We start from the raw sequence: 16,317 nt of genomic DNA, 5'->3' as shown, positions 1-16,317 counted from the left end.
CGCCCGGTCCGCCTCCGGCGCCGCCGCCCCGGTCACCCCTGCGTGCGGGCCACGCCGATCGGGCAGCTCGCGCCGGTGCCGCCGAGACCGCAGTAGCCGTTGGGGTTCTTCGCGTCGGAGAGGTACTGCTGGTGGTACGGCTCCGCGGCGTAGAACGGGCCGGCGGGGGCGATCTCGGTGGTGATGGCGCCGAGGCCGATCGCGCCCAGGGCCGGCTGGAAGGCGTCGCGGGAGGCCTCCGCGGCGGCCTGCTGGGCGGGGGAGTGCGTGTAGACGGCCGAGCGGTACTGGGTGCCCACGTCGTTGCCCTGGCGGAAGCCCTGGGTCGGGTCGTGCGACTCCCAGAAGGTCTTCAGGAGGGTGTCGTACGGGACGAGTGCGGGGTCGTACACGACGCGGACGGCCTCGGTGTGGCCGGTCAGACCGCTGCACACCTCGTCGTACGTCGGGTTCTCGGTGTGGCCGCCCTGGTAGCCGACGAGGGTCGTCCAGACGCCGGGGAGCTTCCAGAACGTCCGCTCGGCACCCCAGAAGCAGCCGAGGCCGAAGTCGGCGACCTCCAGCCCGGCCGGGTAGGGGCCGTCGAGGGGGTGGCCGAGCACGGTGTGCGGCTCGGTGAGGGCGAACGCGGGGGAGGGGCGGCCGGGCAGTGCCTGGTCGGCGGGGACGAGCGCGCTCTTGTGGCGGTTGAACAGCAAGGCCTGCTCCAGGTGTCCGGCGGGTCGGGGTTCCGTCCCGTTCAACGCGGTGCGGCGGCTGCGGATTCCGGGGCGGTCCACAGGGCGCGCAGTTCGTCCTCGCTGCGGTCGCCGAAGGTCGGGGCGAGCGCGGCCAGCAGCCGGGCGGCGTACTCGTCGGCGGTGCCGAGGTGCGGGTGGTCCTTCCGGAACTCGTCCCACTCGACGCACTCCAGGGCCTCGGCGAGGTCGTCGTGGACGATCGGACGGGTGGCGTACCAGTCGTCGTCGACGCCGTCGAAGACGCGGCGCAGCAGCTCGTAGCGGAGCGGGGTCGACTCGGCGAGCAGCACGGCGTCGTACAGGTCCTTGCCCTGGGCGAAGCCGTCGGTGATCAGCCAGAGGAGCTTCCAGGCGAGGGAGAGCTCCCGGTCGGCGGTGCGCAGGACGGCGGGCGCGCCGTCACCAGGGCCGCCGTCGGCCGGGCCGGCGAGCGGCGGCACGGCGGTGCGCACGGGCTCGGTCGGGATCGCCTCGGTGAAGACGAAGTCGAGCTGCACGCTGCCGCCGGGCAGGCCGTCGGCGCTCCACGGCACGACGAGCCGGCGGCCGGGCACCCGGGCGTACGTCCAGATCTCGTCCTGCGCGGCGTCGTCGGCGTGCAGCCGGACGGCGGCCGAGCGCTCCCCGGCGGCCACGGCGAGGGCGCGGAGCATCTCGCCGGTGCGCGGGTCGTCGAGCTCCCAGTCGGCGGGCGTGACGATGAAGTCGAGGTCGCCCGGCTCGCGGGCCTCGGCGCCGTACCAGGCGGTGAGCAGCACCGAGCCCCGCAGCACCAGGTGTTCGGCCCAGGGGGAGGCGGCGACCGCGGCGAGGACGGTGTCGAGCGCGGTGCGGCGGGCGCGGTACCAGGCGGCACCGGTGGCGGGGTCGGCGAACTCGGGGTCGCCGGCCCGCAGGGCGCGGGTGAACTCGGCGAGGGAGGGGTCGAAGACCGGCCGCTGGACGACGCCGTCGCCGACCACCGGACGGAGCGAGCGGGGCAGACCGAGGTCCGCGCTCTCGTCGGCGGTGGGCCGCTGCTGCGGCACCCGGAGCTCCGGGCTCCACGGGCCGTACCCGAGGTCGTGCCAGGGGCCTTGGTCGGTGCTGGGGCGGGTCATCGGGTGAGCCTTTCGGTGATCCAGCCGGAGTCCAGGGCCTCGTCGGTGTCGAGCACCGCGAACTCCCTCTCGACGGAGACGATGTGGTGGCCGCTCAGCTCGTCGAGCAGTCCGTCGAGCCGCTGCCGGGCCGTGGTGGAGCCGACCATACGGCAGCGCTGGGTGACGAAGTGCTCCTGCCGGCCGTCGGGCCGGGTGCGCCGGGCGTTGCGGGACAGGTGGGCGTCGTGGCGTTCGGCGGCCGCGGCCAGCCGGGCGTCGGGCGGTCCGCCGAGGAGCAGCTTGACGTGGTGTTCGAAGTAGTACGCGGGGCCGAGGGCGCGCGCCGCCGCGTCGGTGGCGGGCACGCCGTCGGCCCACGGCGCGGCCTCGATCTTGGTGCGGAGCACGGCGAACCCGTCGCGGCCCGCGGCCCCGGCGGTCCGCGCGGCGAGCGCGGCCGCCTCGGCGAACGGTCCGCGCACGGCCAGGGTCAGCATGGGCTGCACGGGGGCGGCGCCGCGGGCGAGTTCGATGTCGACGACCTTCAGGCCGCGCCCGGCCGCCCAGGCGGTGAGGCCCGGCCCGTGGTGCGGGGCGACGGTCAGATGGATCTCGAAGTCACCGGCGAACGGCGGTGTCGGGGCGGCGTGCACCGGGGCATCCTGTCACCCCGCACCGACAGCGGGCCGCGGACCGGGCGCCTCCGGGGGCGCGGGCCGGCCGGCCGCGTCCCAGCCGGCCAGGGCACGGTTGCGGACGGTGCCGAACCACGCGGCCGGGTCGCTCGCCCACGACCACGGCGGGCTGCCCACGTGGCGGCCGATCAGCCGGAACTGCCCGACGGCCTCCGCGTACCGCCCGTCGTGGGTGAGGCCGTAGGCGACGAGGTGGCGGAGCTCGGCGGCGCGCGGGTCGTCCGCGGGCACGGTGCCCAGGTCGGCGAGCACGCGGTCGACGGCCCGGCGGGCGGCCGGGGTGGTCCACGCGGCGAAGTCCTGCTGGCGGGAGTCGACCACCAGCAGCGCTTCGAGGACCAGGCCGGAGAGGAGGCTCTCCGGCGGGGCGGTGGCGGCGATCCCCTCGACGAAGGCGATCATCGGCTCCACCGGTTCGGTGGGCATGGGTGTCCGGTGCCGGAACGCCGACCGGTGGGCGCCGTAGTGGTGCGGGGCGCGGTCGACGGCCTCCTGGAAGACCGCGTCGAACTCCGTCCGGGACCGGCCCAGCACGGCCTCCAGCCGCCAGGCCCACGGTGACGGGTCGTCGGGGGCGAGCGCGGCCGCCCGCGTGCAGGCGGGCAGTGCCCCGTCGAGCAGCAGGCGCAGGGTGCGCAGCTCCTCCTGGCGGAGCCGGCGTTCGGGCTGGATCGCCCGGAGGCGGCCGATCCGGGTGACCAGGGTCGCGGCGTGCACCACCGCCGCGTCCGGGGAGTCCGGCTGCTTGCGGAGCCAGTTGCGCAGCCAGGTGTCGTCCTCGACGGCGTGCCGGGCGAGGGCCTCGATGCGCAGGTGGCGCTCGTCCCAGTCGGTGCCGGCCGCGGTGAGGTGGGCGGCCGAGGGGGTCCAGTCGCCGGACCGTGCGGCGGCCCGTGCCCGGTCGGCCGCGCTGCTCGCACGGGAGGGGGGCGCGCCGTGTTCGGTGTCCAGGTCGGCCCGGGCGGGCAGGCCGAAGGCGGTGGGGTCGAGCGCGTCGGAGGCCCCGGGGGCTGCGGCGGCCGCCCGGGCCTCCAGGGCCTCGATCCGGCGGTCGAGCCGGGCGACCCGCCGCTCGGCGTACCACCGCAGGGTGCGTTCGGCGACGAACAGGACGGCCACGGCCACGGCGATCCAGACGGTCATGCGGTTCCTTCCGGGGTCCGGCGACGGCCGTGCGGGGCCGCGCGGGGGTTGCCGAGCAGGTGGGGCCGGGCGGGAGGGCGGGCCGCGCGGGAGGGCCGCAGGAGGGCGGGGCGCCGACGGACGTGCGGCGGGCCGCGCCTGTGCGCCTCCCCCGGGGCGCCGATCGGGCAGCGGTGCGGAGCCGTGATCGTACCGACCGGGTACGACGGCGGGCAGGCCCTCCGCGCCCGCGCCGTGCCGGTGCCGTGCCGGTGCCGTGTCCGCGCTGTGCCCGTGCGCGCGGCCGCGGGCGCACTAGGCTCGGAGACATGACCGAGCACCAGCTTCACCACGGCTTCGAGACCCTCGCCATCCACGCAGGTCAGGAAGCAGACCCCCGGACCGGGGCCGTCGTCACGCCGATCTACCAGGTGTCCACGTACAAGCAGGACGGCGTCGGCGGCCTTCGCGAGGGCTACGAGTACAGCCGCTCCGCCAACCCGACGCGCACCGCGCTGGAGGAGTGCCTCGCCTCGCTGGAGGGCGGCGCCCGCGGCCTCGCCTTCGCGTCCGGCCTCGCGGCCGAGGACACCCTGCTGCGCACGATCCTCAAGCCGGGCGACCACATCGTCATCCCGAACGACGCCTACGGCGGAACGTTCCGGCTGTTCGCGAAGGTGCTGACGCGTTGGGGCGTGGATTTCTCCGTCGCCGACACCCAGGACCTCGCGGACGTCCGCGCCCAGCTGCGCCCGAACACCCGTGCGGTGTGGGTGGAGACGCCGTCCAACCCGCTGCTGGGCATCACCGACCTCACGGCGCTCGCCGAGGTCGCGCACGGCGCGGGCGCGCTCCTCGTGGTCGACAACACCTTCGCGAGCCCGTACCTGCAGCAGCCGATCGCCTTCGGCGCGGACGCCGTCGTGCACTCGACGACCAAGTACATGGGCGGCCACTCCGACGTCGTCGGCGGTGCGCTGGTGCTGGCCGAGGCCGGCCTGGGCGAGGAGGTCGCCTACCACCAGAACGCGATGGGCGCGGTCTCCGGCCCGTTCGACGCGTGGCTGGTGATGCGCGGCATCAAGACGCTCGGGGTGCGCATGGACCGGCACAGCGCCAACGCGGAGAAGATCGTCGAGCTGCTGACCGGCCACCCGAAGGTGCACCAGGTGCTCTACCCGGGCCTGCCCGGGCACCAGGGCCACGACATCGCGGCCAAGCAGATGAAGGCCTTCGGCGGCATGGTGTCCTTCCGCGTGAACGGCGGCGAGGAGGCGGCGGTCGAGGTCTGCAACCGCACGAAGCTGATCACCCTGGGCGAGTCGCTGGGCGGCGTGGAGTCGCTCATCGAGCACCCCGGCCGCATGACGCACGCCTCGGTGGCGGGCTCGGTGCTGGAGGTGCCGGCCGACCTGGTGCGGCTGTCGGTGGGCATCGAGTCGGTGGACGACCTGCTCGCCGACCTCCGCCAGGCCCTGGGCTGAGGCTCCGGGGCCGGGCTTTCGGGGCAGGGCTTTCGGGGCCGGGCTTTCGCGGCCGCCGGGCTTTCGGGACCGGGTTTTCAGGGCCGGGCTTTCGCGGCACGGCCCGGGCCGTCTCACGGCGGGCCGTCGGCCGCGTACGTCCCCAGCGAGTCGGTGAACCGGGCCAGCAGGGTGAGGAACACCTGCTGCTCGTCGGCCGGCCAGTCGGCCGTGAGACGGCGCATCAGCTCCTCGCGGCCGGCCCGCACCTCCGCGAGCCGCCGGTCGCCGAGCGGGGTGAGGGCGAGGTGCACGGCCCGGCGGTCCGCCGGGTACGGCACCCGCCCGGCCAGGCCCGCCGCGATGAGCGGCGCGGCCTGCCGGGTGACGGTGGAGGAGTCGACGCCGAGTGCCGCCGCGAGCGCCTTGACGCTCGCCGGGCCGCACCGGTGCAGTTCGTCGAGCAGCAGGTAGGCGGCCCGGTCGAGGGAGCCGACCACGCCGTGCCGGAGCTGGTCCAGGCGGCGGGCGAACACCGCCAGCTGGTACTGGAGCCGGTCGTGGAGGGGGTCGTCGCCGGGGGCGGCCGGGGGCGAGGGCGTCGTCATCGCGGCTCACGTTCACGAGGCGGTGCGGGTGCTCCGAGCCAGCAGGGTACGCCGGACGGCCCGGCCCGGGAACAGGCCCGGCGCTGCCCGTGGGCGCACCGGCGCAGCCGTACGCTGATCCGCATGCAGAGCTGGCCGATCACCCTCGACGACGTCCGCGGTGCGCAGAAGATGCTGGCCGGGGTCGCCCGTGTCACGCCGATGGAGAGCAGCCGGTACCTCTCCGCGCTGGTCGGTGCGCCCGTCCACCTCAAGTGCGAGAACCTGCAGCGCACCGGCTCGTTCAAACTGCGCGGCGCGTACGTGCGGATCGCCGGGCTGACGCCGGTCGAGAAGGCCTGCGGCGTGGTCGCGGCGAGCGCGGGCAACCACGCGCAGGGGGTGGCGCTCGCGGCGGCGCTGCTCGGGGTGCGCTCCACCGTCTTCATGCCGCTCGCGGCGCCGCTGCCGAAGGTCGCGGCGACCCGCGACTACGGCGCCGAGGTGCGGCTGCACGGCGCCACGGTGGACGAGGCCCTGCAGGCCGCGCAGCGCTGGTCGGAGGCGAGCGGCGCGGTGTTCATCCACCCCTTCGACCACTGGGACGTCGTCACCGGCCAGGCCACGGTGGGTCTGGAGATCCTGGAGCAGTGCCCGGAGGTGCGCACCATCCTCGTCGGTGTGGGCGGCGGCGGGCTGGTCGCGGGGATCGCGGCGGCGGTCAAGCCGCTGCGGCCGGACGTCCGGGTGGTGGGGGTGCAGGCGGCGGGTGCCGCCGCGTACCCGCCGTCGCTGGCGGCCGGGCGTCCGGTGTCGCTGGAGCGGGTCGCGACGATGGCGGACGGGATCATGGTCGGCCGGCCGGGCGACATCCCCTTCGAGGTGGTGAACACCCTGGCGGACGGCATCCGCACGGTCTCCGAGGACTCGCTGTCACGGGCGCTGCTGGTCGGCCTGGAGCGGCTGAAGCTCGTCGTCGAACCGGCCGGGGCGAGTCCGATCGCGGCGCTGCTGGAGCAGCCGGACTCCTTCGAGGGCCCGGTGGTGGCGGTGCTGTCCGGCGGCAACATCGACCCGCAGCTGATGCAGCGGGTGCTGCGGCACGGTCTCGCGGCGGCGGGCCGGTACCTCTCGCTGCGGGTGCGCCTCGCGGACAAGCCCGGGGCGCTGGGAGGCATGCTCTCGGTGCTGACCAGGGCGGACGCGAACGTGCTGGACGTCGCGCACGTGCGGATCGATCCGCAGCTCGGGCTCTCCGAGGTGGAGGTCGACCTGCACCTGGAGACCAAGGGGCCGGAGCACTGCGCGCTGGTGCTGGGGGAACTGCGCGAGGCGGGCTACGTCGTCTCCCACTAGGGCGTGTCCGACCGTTCCCGACGGAATGGTCGGACACGCCCTTGGGCGTGCGGGCCCGGGGTGTCGCCCGGAGGAGTGTCGGGACAAAATCGCTTGACGCGATATATCGCGAGATGCCATCCTCTCGCGATGTATCGCGATGCTCGACCTCCGCCCGCCCGGGCGGCCGTGTGACGATCAGAAGACATTCCGGACAAAACAGGAGATGAGGCAGGCCATGGCGCCAGCCATCCAAGCCGAGAACCTCGTGAAGACCTTCGGCGACGTCCGCGCCCTCGACGGCGTCAGCCTCGACGTGCCCGAAGGCACCGTGCTGGGCCTGCTCGGCCCGAACGGAGCAGGCAAGACCACCACCGTGCGGGTGCTCACCACGCTGCTCCGCCCCGACTCCGGCCGCGCCACCGTCGCCGGCGTCGACGTGCTCGCCCACCCCAACAAGGTGCGCAGCCTGATAGGCCTCTCCGGCCAGTACGCCGCCGTCGACGAGTACCTCACCGGCTTCGAGAACCTCCAGATGGTCGGCGAGCTCTACCAGATGAGCGCCCGCGACGCGAAGGCCCGCGCCCGCGAGCTGCTGGAGTGGTTCAACCTCACCGAGGCCGCGGACCGCACCGCCAAGACGTACTCCGGAGGCATGCGCCGCCGCCTCGACCTCGCCGCGGCCCTGGTCGTCCGCCCGCCGGTGATGTTCATGGACGAACCCACCACCGGCCTCGACCCGCGCAACCGGCTCGCCCTCTGGGAGGTCATCGAGACCCTCGTCGACCAGGGCACGACGCTGCTGCTCACCACGCAGTACCTGGAGGAGGCCGACCGCCTCGCCCACGACATCGCCGTCGTCGACCACGGGCGCGTCATCGCCCGCGGCACCGCCGACGAGCTCAAGGCGCAGATCGGCGGCGAGCGCATCGAGCTCGTCGTGCACCGCGCCGACGAGGTCGCCGAGGCCGTCGCGTCACTCGCGCCGTACGCGCTCGGCGAGCCCGCGGTGGAGCGCAACACCCGGAAGATCACCGTGCCGGTCAGCGGCGGCTCCAAGGTGCTCGCGGACGTCATCCGCGAACTCGACGCCCGCACCATCGAGATCGACGACATCGGCCTGCGCCGCCCCACCCTCGACGACGTCTTCCTGTCGCTCACCGGCCACGCCACCGAGGCCGAGGAGAACGGCGAGGGCGGCACGGACGGCTCGCAGAAGCAGGCGAAGGCCCGCCGCGGCCAAGGGAAGGAGTCCTGAGATGACGACCGCCTCCACCACCGAGCACGCCATCGGCGGCGGTGTCCCCCGGCAGCGCACCGGGATCGCCGCGATCCTCCACGACTCCTGGGTCATCGCCCGGCGCAACCTGCGCCGCATGATGCGCATCCCCGAGATCGTGGTCTTCGGGCTCATGCAGCCGGTCATGTTCGTGCTGCTGTTCTCGTACGTCATGGGCGGCGCGATCCAGATCCCCGGGACGCAGGCCAGCCAGGACGCGTACATCCAGTTCCTGATGGCCGGCATCTTCGCGCAGACCGTCACCTTCGCGGTGGCGGGCGCCTCGGCCGGCATCGCGGAGGACATGACCAAGGGCCTGGTCGACCGCTTCCGCTCGCTGCCGATGACCCGCTCCGCGGTGCTCGTCGGCCGCACCCTCGCCGACCTGGTGCAGACCGCGTTCATCCTGCTGGTGCTCGCCCTGGTGGCGCTGCTGGTGGGCTGGCGCATCCACGACGGCATCTGGCAGGCGCTCGGCGCCTTCGGCCTGCTGCTGCTGCTGGGCTACGCCTTCTCCTGGATCGGCGCGCTCATCGGCCTGTCGGTGCGCAGCCCCGAGGCGGCCACCTCGGCCGGCCTGATCTGGCTGTTCCCGCTGACGTTCATCTCCAACGCCTTCGTGCCGATCAGCTCGATGCCTGGCTGGCTGCAGCCGATCGCCTACTGGAACCCGTTCTCGGCGACCGTGCAGGCCTGCCGCGACCTCTTCGGCAACCAGGTCGGCCCGGTCGACGAGGCCTGGCCGATGCAGCACGCGGTGCCGGTGTCGATCGTCTGGTCGCTGGTGATCATGGCGCTGTTCTCCTGGCTCTCGGTGCGCAAGTACCGCTCCGCCGCGGGCTGAGCAGGAGCGGGACGACGCGGCGGCACGGGCGCCGCGAACCGCGGGAGAAGCCGCGAACCGCGGGAGAAAAAGAAGGGGCGGGCCCGGCGTGTCGCCGGGCCCGCCCCTCCGTGCGCGGTGCCGTGCTCAGCCCGCGTGGGGCTTGGCCTCGATGACCGTGACGCTCGCACGCTTGCCGTTCGGCATCTCGTACGTGGCGTCCTCGCCGACCTTCTTGCCGTTGATCGCGCGGCCGAGCGGCGACTGCGGGGAGTAGATGTCGAGGTCCTCGCCGGCCACCTCGCGGGAGCCGAGCAGGAAGCGCATGGTGTCGTCCGTGTCGCCGTCGAAGGCCACGGTCACGATCATGCCGGGCGCGACGATGCCGGAGTCCGCGGGGGACTCGCCGACCTTCGCACGCTCCAGCAGCTGGGTGAGCTGGCGGATGCGGGCCTCGTACTTGCCCTGCTCCTCCTTGGCCGCGTGGTAACCGGCGTTCTCCTTGAGGTCACCCTCCTCGCGCGCCGCCTCGATCTTCTGGGCGATCTCGATGCGCCAGGGGCCGGTCAGGTGCTCCAGCTCGGCCTTGAGCTGGTCGTAGCCGGACTGAGTGAGCCAGGTCACGTCATCGCTGGTCTGGGTCACAGGTGCTCCTCGTCGGTACTGGGCTGTGCTGAGGGTTGGTCGTCAGCAGGATTCTGTGTCACTACAAAGCAACGCCCGCTCCCGTGTGCGTGCTCGGAAGGGGCGAAACCACGAGCCTAACAATTTCCGCCTCCCGGCGGGAGGGGCGCTCGCAGGTGTCCGGGTACGGCAACGGCCGCGGCGCAGGGCCGCGGCACTCCGTGGGGATGCCCGCCCTCATCCCCGAATATGCGCCAGGCCGGGTGGGATGTGCAAAGGGGACGGCCCGGGCGGCACCTACTTCCGCGGCGTGCAGCCCAGGACCTCGGCCGTGACCCCGCGGGCCGTCGTGTGCAGGGTGACGACCTTCGAGTACGTCGATCCCCCGGCCGGCACCGGGAAGTCGAACAGGCCCACCACGGCCTTGTCCGAGCTCATCGAGCGGACGGTGCACACCCCCGCCGTGCCGGACTTCTTGCGCACCGACAGCTGCAGCTGCAGCTCGCTGTCCGAGACCGCCTGGAAGGTCGGCACGCTCGCGTTGATGGTGCTCTCCCGCAGCATGTACGAGCCGCCCAGCCACGCCACCAAGCCCAGGAACAGCACCCCGCACACCACGGCGGCCCTCCGCAGGCGGCGGTCGGCCTCCGCGTCGGAGCGGCGGCTGTACCGGCCGACGGGCACGGCGGCGGTCGTACGGCTCCGGTCCATGGGCGGCTCGGTCCTTTCGACGAGGAGCTCTCGGGCTGGCGGGGGAATGGAGGGGCTCCCCAGTCCGTCACTATAGGAGGGGCACGTCCGCGCCGGAGGCGGCGGGGGAGGCGACCCGACGAACCGGACATACCTGGAAGGAAACCAGGCGTTGAGCGAGCAGTTGCGACTGATGGCGGTGCACGCGCACCCGGACGACGAGTCCAGCAAGGGCGCCGCCACCATGGCGATGTACGTGGCCCAGGGGGTGGACGTGCTGGTGGCCACCTGCACCGGCGGCGAGCGGGGGTCGATCCTCAACCCGAAGCTGCAGGGCGACCCCTGGGTCGAGGAGAACATCCACGAGGTGCGCCGCAAGGAGATGGACGCCGCGCGGGAGATCCTCGGGGTGCAGCAGGCCTGGCTGGGCTACGTCGACTCCGGCCTGCCCGAGGGCGACCCGCTGCCCCCGCTCCCCGAGGGCTGCTTCGCCCTGGAGGACGTGGACACCGCGGCCGGCACCCTCGTGCGGCTGATCCGCGAGTTCCGCCCGCACGTGATCACCACGTACGACGAGAACGGCGGTTACCCGCACCCCGACCACATCATGACCCACAAGATCACCATGGTGGCCTTCGACGCCGCAGGCGACCCCGAGGCATACCCGGAGGCGGGCGAGCCCTGGCGGCCGCAGAAGCTGTACTACAACCACGGCTTCCCGATGGGCCGCATCCGCGCCCTCCACGCCTACCTCTCCGAGAACGGGCACGACTCCCCGTACGGCGAGTGGATCGAGGGCTGGGAGAAGAGCGGCCGCAAGGAGCGCGAGATCACGACCCGCGTGAAGTGCGACGACTGGTTCGAGATCCGCGACAAGGCCCTCATCGCGCACGCCACCCAGATCGACCCGGACGGCCCGTGGTTCCGCGTGCCGATCGACGTGCAGCGCGAGGTCTGGCCCACCGAGGACTACGAACTCGCCCGCTCGCACGTCGACACCGACCTGCCCGAGGACGACCTCTTCGCAGGCCTCCGCAAGTAGCCCCACCCCGGTGGCCCGGCCCCCGTAGGGCCGGGCCACCATGGAGAGATGAGCACCCCCGTGAACCTCACGCACCTCGCCGCCGACCTCGCCCTCGACGAGACCAAGGTCACCCCCGGCCTGCTGGGCTTCGTCGTCTTCGCGGCCCTCGGCGTCGCCACCTGGTACCTGCTGAAGTCGATGAACAGCCGGTTCAAGAAGATCGACTTCGCCGAGGAGCCCGAATCCCCGAAGGAGTGACCCCGCCGGGGAGGGCACGGCCCCGGCGCCGCGCCGCGACGGCGGCCGCGACCGTCCGGCCCGCCCGGCGTCCCGACGGCACCGCCGACCGGGGCGCGGCCCCCGGAAGCCGCGGGCCGGCCACCTGACGGCGCCGCAGCACGCGCACCTCCACGGCGTGCGGGTCACCGGACGGCGGTGGTGATGCGCAAGGACGGCCCCATGCCGAACCGTCTCGCCGACGCGACCTCGCCGTACCTGCTGCAGCACGCCGACAACCCGGTCGACTGGTGGCCCTGGGGGCCGGAGGCCTTCGCCGAGGCCGAACGGCGCGGCGTGCCGGTGCTGCTCTCCGTCGGCTACGCGGCCTGCCACTGGTGTCAGTGAAATCGCAGACCCGGTAGTCGGCAGTGCTCATACCTCTCTGATGATCACGCGCTTCCCGCAGAGCTTCGACCAGTCGTCCCGGTCGGAGGTCAGAACGATCACGGGGGCCGGGACGCGGAGCGCGAGCGCGGCAACCAGGGCGTCGATCGCGTACTTGTGCCCGTGCAGCCCGCCCGCGTCCTGAAGTAGCGCCACCGCGGTCAGGGAGTCCTCCTGGCTGACCGGTTCCACCCGCAGCCGGGAGAGCACCCACTTCAAGCGCGCCAGATCGGTCTTCCCCTGCACGGCTTCAACGATGGTCAGCGCAGACACGAGGACGGGAACCCCGACCTGCCGGGATGCCTCGATGCGAGCCGCCATCCTGCGGTCGTTGCGCAGGAGCAGGGAGAGCGCCTCGGAGTCCAGCACCAGCGAGCGGGCCGGCTGCTCCTTCATGCAGCGCCCCGCTCGACATCCTCGGCGTTCCCGTCTTCGAACAGCTCACGACGAGCGGCTTCGATCTCCTGCTCCGTGAGCGCGCCGTGTTCCTCCTCGTGGGACGCCACGATCTCGGCGAGCCCGTCCATGGCGAGTTGGTGCCTGACGGCCTCGGTGATGTAGCCGGACAGCCCGCGACGGCCGGTTCGGGAGCGGAGCTCAGTGACCAGTTCGGTGGGCATGGACACGGAGATGTTCTCGGTGGTCCCGGCTCGGGTCGTCTTCATGACCCCAGTGTAAGACACTATCTATTACAGAGAGGGTCTATGGGGGAGCGAGGGCTTTCGGCGCTCCACAGGTGCCCTCGGAGGGTGACTGTGCCTGTCGGACGATCACCCGGCTGGGGCCGGGCAACCGCCTCACCTCGGCCGCCGTGTTCGCGTAGAAGCTCGATCATGTTGCGGAGCACGGGTATCGCCGAGTCGCCGGCCTTGTCCTTGTCGTTGAAATGCATCAGTTCGTTGCGGATCTCGCGCAGTTCGTCGAGGCGGGCGATGAAGGGCTTGCGATCCAACGGCCAGCCCGGCTTGTCCCACTGCTCCTGATTGCCCAGGACCTGCTGGTAATCCCCGTAGGGCAGCTGATCGAAGGCGCCGAGCTTCCGGCGTCCGTCCGGATCGCAGAGCTCGATCACCTCCGCGAGGGCCAGGCCCTCCGTGAGCCGCGCCGCCAGGCGTCCAGGTGGTGCCGTCGCATAGCGCCCAGGCGCCGCAGCAGTGTGTTCCGTGCTCGCCACACGTCCCTCTGCCGCGGACGGTCACGGCGCGCGCGGGGGGACACCCCGTGGAGCGCCGGGCTCCTGGATACTGCCGTCATGACGAACCGTCTGGCCGATGCGACCTCGCCCTATCTCCAGCAGCACGCCGACAATCCCGTGGACTGGTGGCCCTGGGGGCCGGAGGCCTTCGCCGAGGCCGAACGGCGCGGCGTGCCGGTGCTGCTCTCCGTCGGCTACGCGGCCTGCCACTGGTGCCACGTCATGGCCCACGAGTCCTTCGAGGACGACGGGACGGCCGCCTACGTGAACGCGCACTTCGTCGCCGTCAAGGTCGACCGCGAGGAGCGGCCCGACGTCGACGCCGTCTACATGGAGGCCGTCCAGGCCGCGACCGGCCACGGCGGCTGGCCCATGACCGTCTTCCTCACCCCCGCCAAGGACCCGTTCTACTTCGGCACCTACTTCCCGCCCGAGCCCCGGCACGGCATGCCCGGCTTCCGCCAGGTGCTGGAAGGCGTCGTCTCCGCCTGGAGCGACCGCCGCGACGAGGTCGACGAGGTCGCCCGCCGCATCCGCACCGACCTCGCCGAACGCGCCCGCGTCTACGCCGCCGGCACCCTGCCCCCGCCCGGCGAGGCCGACCTGCACGCCGCCGTCGTCGAGCTCACCCGCGGCTTCGACGAGCGCCGCGGCGGCTTCGGCGGCGCCCCCAAGTTCCCGCCGTCCATGGTCGTCGAGTGGCTGCTGCGCCACCACGCCCGCACCGGCTCCGAGGCGGCGCTGGAGATGGCACGGCGCACCTGCGACGCCATGGCCCGCGGCGGCCTCTACGACCAGCTCGGCGGCGGCTTCGCCCGCTACTCCGTCGACGCCGACTGGGTCGTGCCGCACTTCGAGAAGATGCTGTACGACAACGCCCTGCTGCTCCGCGCCTACCTGCACCTGTGGCGGGCCACCGGCGACCCGCAGGCCCGCCGCATCGCCCTGGAGACCGCGGACTTCCTGCTCCGCGAACTCCGCACCCCCGAGGGCGGGTTCGCCTCGGCGCTGGACGCCGACTCGCTCGATCCGGCCGCCGGGAAGTCCGCCGAGGGCGCCTACTACGCCTGGACACCCGAGCAGCTCACCGCCGCACTCGGCCCCGACGACGCGGCGACCGCCGCCGGACTCTTCGAGGTCACCGGCACGTTCGAGCACGGCAGCTCGGTGCTGCAGCTCCTCCGCGACCCCGCCGACCCGGCCGCGTACGACCGGATCCGCGCCCGACTGGCCGAGGCCCGTGCCGAACGCCCCGCCCCCGCCCGTGACGACAAGGTCGTCGCGGCCTGGAACGGCCTCGCCGTCGCCGCCCTCGCCGAGACCGGCGCCCTGCTGGAGCGTCCCGACCTCGTCGAGGCCGCCGAACGCGCCGCCGACCTGCTGCTCTCCGTGCACCTCACCGCCGACGGCCGGCTGCTGCGCACCTCCCGCGACGGACGGCCCGGCCCGAACGCCGGCGTGCTGGAGGACTACGCCGACACCGCCGAGGGCTTCCTCGCGCTGTACGCCGTCACCGGCGACACCGCCTGGCTGGACCTCGCCGGCGGCCTCCTCGACACCGTCCTCGCGCACTTCGCCGACCCCGCGTCGGGCGCCTTCCACGACACCGCGGACGACGCGGAGGAGCTGATCCGCCGCCCGCAGGACCCGACCGACAACGCCACGCCCTCCGGCTGGACGGCCGCGGCCGGCGCCCTGCTCGGCTACGCCGCGTACACCGGCTCCGAGCGTCACCGCACCGCCGCCGAGAAGGCCCTGGGCATCGTCACCGCGCTCGGCACCCGCGCCCCGCGGTTCGTCGGCTGGGGACTCGCCGTCGCGGAGGCCCTCGTCGACGGCCCCCGCGAGGTCGCCGTCGTCGGCCCCGCCGACGACCCCGCCACCGCCGAGCTCCACCGCACCGCCCTGCGCGGCACCGCCCCCGGCGCCGTCGTCGCGGTCGGCGCGCCCGGCTCGAAGGACGTCCCGCTGCTCGCCGGCCGCCCGCTCCTCGACGGCCGGCCCGCGGCGTACGTCTGCCGGCACTTCACATGCGACGCACCGACCGCGGACGCGTCCCGACTCGCCGAGCGGCTCGGGTAATCCGCGTGCGGCGGGCGGCCGGCCCGCGCCACCATGGGCCATGACCTGGACCCTGACCCACGACCCGGCCGCCTTCCGCGCCGGGGCCGGAGCCTTCGTCACCGACCACCCGGCGGAGAACACCGTGCTGCTCACGGTGCTCGACCGGTTCGCCAAGGACGGCCCGCACGCCTACGGGCCGGACGACCCGCTGCTCGGCTGGTGGCGGCCCGCACCGGACGGCCCCGTCGAGGGCGTGTTCCTGCGGACCCCGCCGTACCCGCTCCGGCTGGGCCGGATGCCGGTGCCCGCCGCCGCCGAACTCGCCCGCACCCTCCACGCGCGGGGAGTGCCGGTGCGCGGCGTCGGCGGCATCCGGGAGACCGCGGAGGCGTTCGCGGCGGCCTGGGTGGCGGCCGACGGGGGCGTCACCGTGACCGTGGCCGTCGACGAACGGCTCCACCGGCTGGCCGTGCTGGTGCCGCCCTCGCCGGCCCCGAGCGGCCTGGTCCGGCCCGCCGGGGCGGACGACCGGGAGCAACTCGTCGCCTGGCACGAGGCGTTCACCGCCGAGATCGCCGGGGGCCGGGCCACCGACCACGCCGCCGCGGTCGACCACCGGCTCGCCGACGGCACCCTGCACCTCTGGGAGGACGGCGGTCTCCCGGTCTCCTTCGCAGGGGTCAGCCCCGTCATCGCCGGCATGGCGCGCATCGGCCCGGTGTACACCCCGCCCGCCCTGCGCGGCCGCGGCTACGCGAGCGGCCTGGTCGCGGCCGGCTCCGCGCACGCCCTGCGCGAGGGTGCGTCGGAGGTGCTCCTCTACACCGACCTCGCCAACCGGACGAGCAACGCGATCTACCACCGGCTCGGCTACCGCCGGGTCGGCGACCTCGTGGTGCTGGACTTCACCGCCCGGTAGGCCGCCGGCCGC

General features: G+C 73.7%; 18 protein-coding genes and 1 pseudogene. 9 read left to right on the top strand and 10 right to left on the bottom strand.

What is annotated here, in order from left to right; all coding sequences use genetic code 11:
* Positions 1 to 32: 32 nt before the first annotated feature.
* The 4 genes from msrA to OG335_RS16180 are packed head-to-tail and all read right to left on the bottom strand — an operon-like array spanning position 33 to position 3,660.
* A complete protein-coding gene (msrA, locus tag OG335_RS16195) occupies positions 33 to 698 on the bottom strand; it encodes a peptide-methionine (S)-S-oxide reductase MsrA (RefSeq protein ID WP_405011824.1) in 666 nt (221 codons plus the stop codon).
* Between the two features lie 41 nt (positions 699 to 739).
* Positions 740 to 1,840 (bottom strand): nucleotidyl transferase AbiEii/AbiGii toxin family protein, encoded by a 1,101-nt coding sequence (locus OG335_RS16190; RefSeq protein WP_405011823.1) that lies wholly within the window; start codon positions 1,838 to 1,840, stop codon positions 740 to 742.
* Positions 1,837 to 2,475, bottom strand: coding sequence for a hypothetical protein (locus OG335_RS16185; protein ID WP_405011822.1), 639 nt, complete (start codon positions 2,473 to 2,475; stop codon positions 1,837 to 1,839). Before OG335_RS16185 ends, OG335_RS16190 begins: the two co-directional genes overlap by 4 nt.
* Positions 2,476 to 2,487: 12 nt before the next feature.
* Complete coding sequence (locus OG335_RS16180; RefSeq protein ID WP_405011821.1) at positions 2,488 to 3,660, bottom strand: hypothetical protein; 1,173 nt, start codon at positions 3,658 to 3,660, stop codon at positions 2,488 to 2,490.
* Positions 3,661 to 3,968: 308 nt separating this feature from the next.
* On the opposite strand from OG335_RS16180, the gene OG335_RS16175 reads away from it, so the two are divergent.
* Complete coding sequence (locus OG335_RS16175; RefSeq protein WP_405011820.1) at positions 3,969 to 5,123, top strand: cystathionine gamma-synthase; 1,155 nt, start codon at positions 3,969 to 3,971, stop codon at positions 5,121 to 5,123.
* Positions 5,124 to 5,236: 113 nt separating this feature from the next.
* Here the strand turns inward: OG335_RS16175 and OG335_RS16170 are convergent, their stop codons facing one another.
* Positions 5,237 to 5,710, bottom strand: coding sequence for a MarR family winged helix-turn-helix transcriptional regulator (locus OG335_RS16170; protein ID WP_405011819.1), 474 nt, complete (start codon positions 5,708 to 5,710; stop codon positions 5,237 to 5,239).
* Between the two features lie 123 nt (positions 5,711 to 5,833).
* Here OG335_RS16170 and ilvA point away from each other — a divergent pair, with 123 nt between their 5' ends.
* From ilvA to OG335_RS16155, 3 genes are all read left to right on the top strand, one after another.
* Positions 5,834 to 7,045, top strand: a complete 1,212-nt coding sequence (gene ilvA, locus OG335_RS16165) for a threonine ammonia-lyase (protein ID WP_405011818.1) — start codon at positions 5,834 to 5,836, stop codon at positions 7,043 to 7,045.
* A gap of 217 nt (positions 7,046 to 7,262) precedes the next feature.
* Complete coding sequence (locus tag OG335_RS16160; RefSeq protein ID WP_405011817.1) at positions 7,263 to 8,282, top strand: ATP-binding cassette domain-containing protein; 1,020 nt, start codon at positions 7,263 to 7,265, stop codon at positions 8,280 to 8,282.
* A 1-nt stretch (position 8,283) separates the two neighbouring features.
* Positions 8,284 to 9,147, top strand: coding sequence for an ABC transporter permease (locus tag OG335_RS16155; protein ID WP_405011816.1), 864 nt, complete (start codon positions 8,284 to 8,286; stop codon positions 9,145 to 9,147).
* Positions 9,148 to 9,273: 126 nt separating this feature from the next.
* Here the strand turns inward: OG335_RS16155 and greA are convergent, their stop codons facing one another.
* Entirely contained in the window at positions 9,274 to 9,771 is a 498-nt protein-coding gene (gene greA, locus OG335_RS16150) for a transcription elongation factor GreA (RefSeq protein ID WP_405011815.1), read from the bottom strand.
* 276 nt (positions 9,772 to 10,047) lie between these two features.
* A complete protein-coding gene (locus OG335_RS16145) occupies positions 10,048 to 10,461 on the bottom strand; it encodes a DUF4307 domain-containing protein (RefSeq protein WP_405011814.1) in 414 nt (137 codons plus the stop codon).
* Positions 10,462 to 10,612: 151 nt separating this feature from the next.
* On the opposite strand from OG335_RS16145, the gene mca reads away from it, so the two are divergent.
* The 3 genes and pseudogenes from mca to OG335_RS16130 form a co-directional block, all read left to right on the top strand.
* Positions 10,613 to 11,482 (top strand): mycothiol conjugate amidase Mca, encoded by an 870-nt coding sequence (mca, locus tag OG335_RS16140; protein ID WP_405011813.1) that lies wholly within the window; start codon positions 10,613 to 10,615, stop codon positions 11,480 to 11,482.
* A gap of 48 nt (positions 11,483 to 11,530) precedes the next feature.
* Positions 11,531 to 11,722, top strand: coding sequence for a hypothetical protein (locus OG335_RS16135; protein WP_405011812.1), 192 nt, complete (start codon positions 11,531 to 11,533; stop codon positions 11,720 to 11,722).
* A gap of 201 nt (positions 11,723 to 11,923) precedes the next feature.
* A pseudogene (locus OG335_RS16130) lies at positions 11,924 to 12,082 on the top strand (DUF255 domain-containing protein); the annotation flags it as partial.
* Between the two features lie 33 nt (positions 12,083 to 12,115).
* On the opposite strand, the gene OG335_RS16125 reads toward OG335_RS16130, so the two are convergent.
* The 3 genes from OG335_RS16125 to OG335_RS16115 are packed head-to-tail and all read right to left on the bottom strand — an operon-like array spanning position 12,116 to position 13,199.
* A complete protein-coding gene (locus OG335_RS16125) occupies positions 12,116 to 12,523 on the bottom strand; it encodes a type II toxin-antitoxin system VapC family toxin (protein WP_405011811.1) in 408 nt (135 codons plus the stop codon).
* The gene (locus tag OG335_RS16120; RefSeq protein WP_405011810.1) at positions 12,520 to 12,792 is read right to left on the bottom strand and encodes a hypothetical protein; all 273 of its coding nucleotides are present in this window, start codon (positions 12,790 to 12,792) and stop codon (positions 12,520 to 12,522) included. Before OG335_RS16120 ends, OG335_RS16125 begins: the two co-directional genes overlap by 4 nt.
* 17 nt (positions 12,793 to 12,809) lie before the next feature.
* On the bottom strand, positions 12,810 to 13,199 hold the full coding sequence (locus tag OG335_RS16115; protein ID WP_405011809.1) for a hypothetical protein: 390 nt from the start codon (positions 13,197 to 13,199) through the stop codon (positions 12,810 to 12,812).
* A 180-nt stretch (positions 13,200 to 13,379) separates the two neighbouring features.
* On the opposite strand from OG335_RS16115, the gene OG335_RS16110 reads away from it, so the two are divergent.
* Positions 13,380 to 15,404, top strand: a complete 2,025-nt coding sequence (locus OG335_RS16110) for a thioredoxin domain-containing protein (RefSeq protein WP_405011808.1) — start codon at positions 13,380 to 13,382, stop codon at positions 15,402 to 15,404.
* A 40-nt stretch (positions 15,405 to 15,444) separates the two neighbouring features.
* A complete protein-coding gene (locus OG335_RS16105) occupies positions 15,445 to 16,305 on the top strand; it encodes a GNAT family N-acetyltransferase (protein WP_405011807.1) in 861 nt (286 codons plus the stop codon).
* Positions 16,306 to 16,317 lie beyond the last annotated feature (12 nt).

The organism is Kitasatospora sp. NBC_01539 (assembly GCF_045040525.1).
Taxonomy (GTDB): Bacteria; Actinomycetota; Actinomycetes; order Streptomycetales; family Streptomycetaceae; genus Kitasatospora.
Note: the sequence above shows the minus strand (reverse complement) of the source record. Positions and strands in the feature narration are given on the sequence as shown.

Excerpts from the sequence above, each read along its gene's own strand:
- OG335_RS16190 (WP_405011823.1), bottom strand. The coding sequence starts at position 1,840 with ATGACCCGCCCCAGCACCGACCAAGGCCCCTGGCACGACCTCGGGTAC.
- OG335_RS16180 (WP_405011821.1), bottom strand. The coding sequence starts at position 3,660 with ATGACCGTCTGGATCGCCGTGGCCGTGGCCGTCCTGTTCGTCGCCGAA.
- OG335_RS16175 (WP_405011820.1), top strand. The coding sequence starts at position 3,969 with ATGACCGAGCACCAGCTTCACCACGGCTTCGAGACCCTCGCCATCCAC.
- OG335_RS16170 (WP_405011819.1), bottom strand. The coding sequence starts at position 5,710 with ATGACGACGCCCTCGCCCCCGGCCGCCCCCGGCGACGACCCCCTCCAC.
- ilvA (WP_405011818.1), top strand. The coding sequence starts at position 5,834 with ATGCAGAGCTGGCCGATCACCCTCGACGACGTCCGCGGTGCGCAGAAG.
- OG335_RS16160 (WP_405011817.1), top strand. The coding sequence starts at position 7,263 with ATGGCGCCAGCCATCCAAGCCGAGAACCTCGTGAAGACCTTCGGCGAC.
- OG335_RS16155 (WP_405011816.1), top strand. The coding sequence starts at position 8,284 with ATGACGACCGCCTCCACCACCGAGCACGCCATCGGCGGCGGTGTCCCC.
- OG335_RS16145 (WP_405011814.1), bottom strand. The coding sequence starts at position 10,461 with ATGGACCGGAGCCGTACGACCGCCGCCGTGCCCGTCGGCCGGTACAGC.
- OG335_RS16135 (WP_405011812.1), top strand. The coding sequence starts at position 11,531 with ATGAGCACCCCCGTGAACCTCACGCACCTCGCCGCCGACCTCGCCCTC.
- OG335_RS16125 (WP_405011811.1), bottom strand. The coding sequence starts at position 12,523 with ATGAAGGAGCAGCCGGCCCGCTCGCTGGTGCTGGACTCCGAGGCGCTC.
- OG335_RS16120 (WP_405011810.1), bottom strand. The coding sequence starts at position 12,792 with ATGAAGACGACCCGAGCCGGGACCACCGAGAACATCTCCGTGTCCATG.
- OG335_RS16110 (WP_405011808.1), top strand. The coding sequence starts at position 13,380 with ATGACGAACCGTCTGGCCGATGCGACCTCGCCCTATCTCCAGCAGCAC.
- OG335_RS16105 (WP_405011807.1), top strand. The coding sequence starts at position 15,445 with ATGACCTGGACCCTGACCCACGACCCGGCCGCCTTCCGCGCCGGGGCC.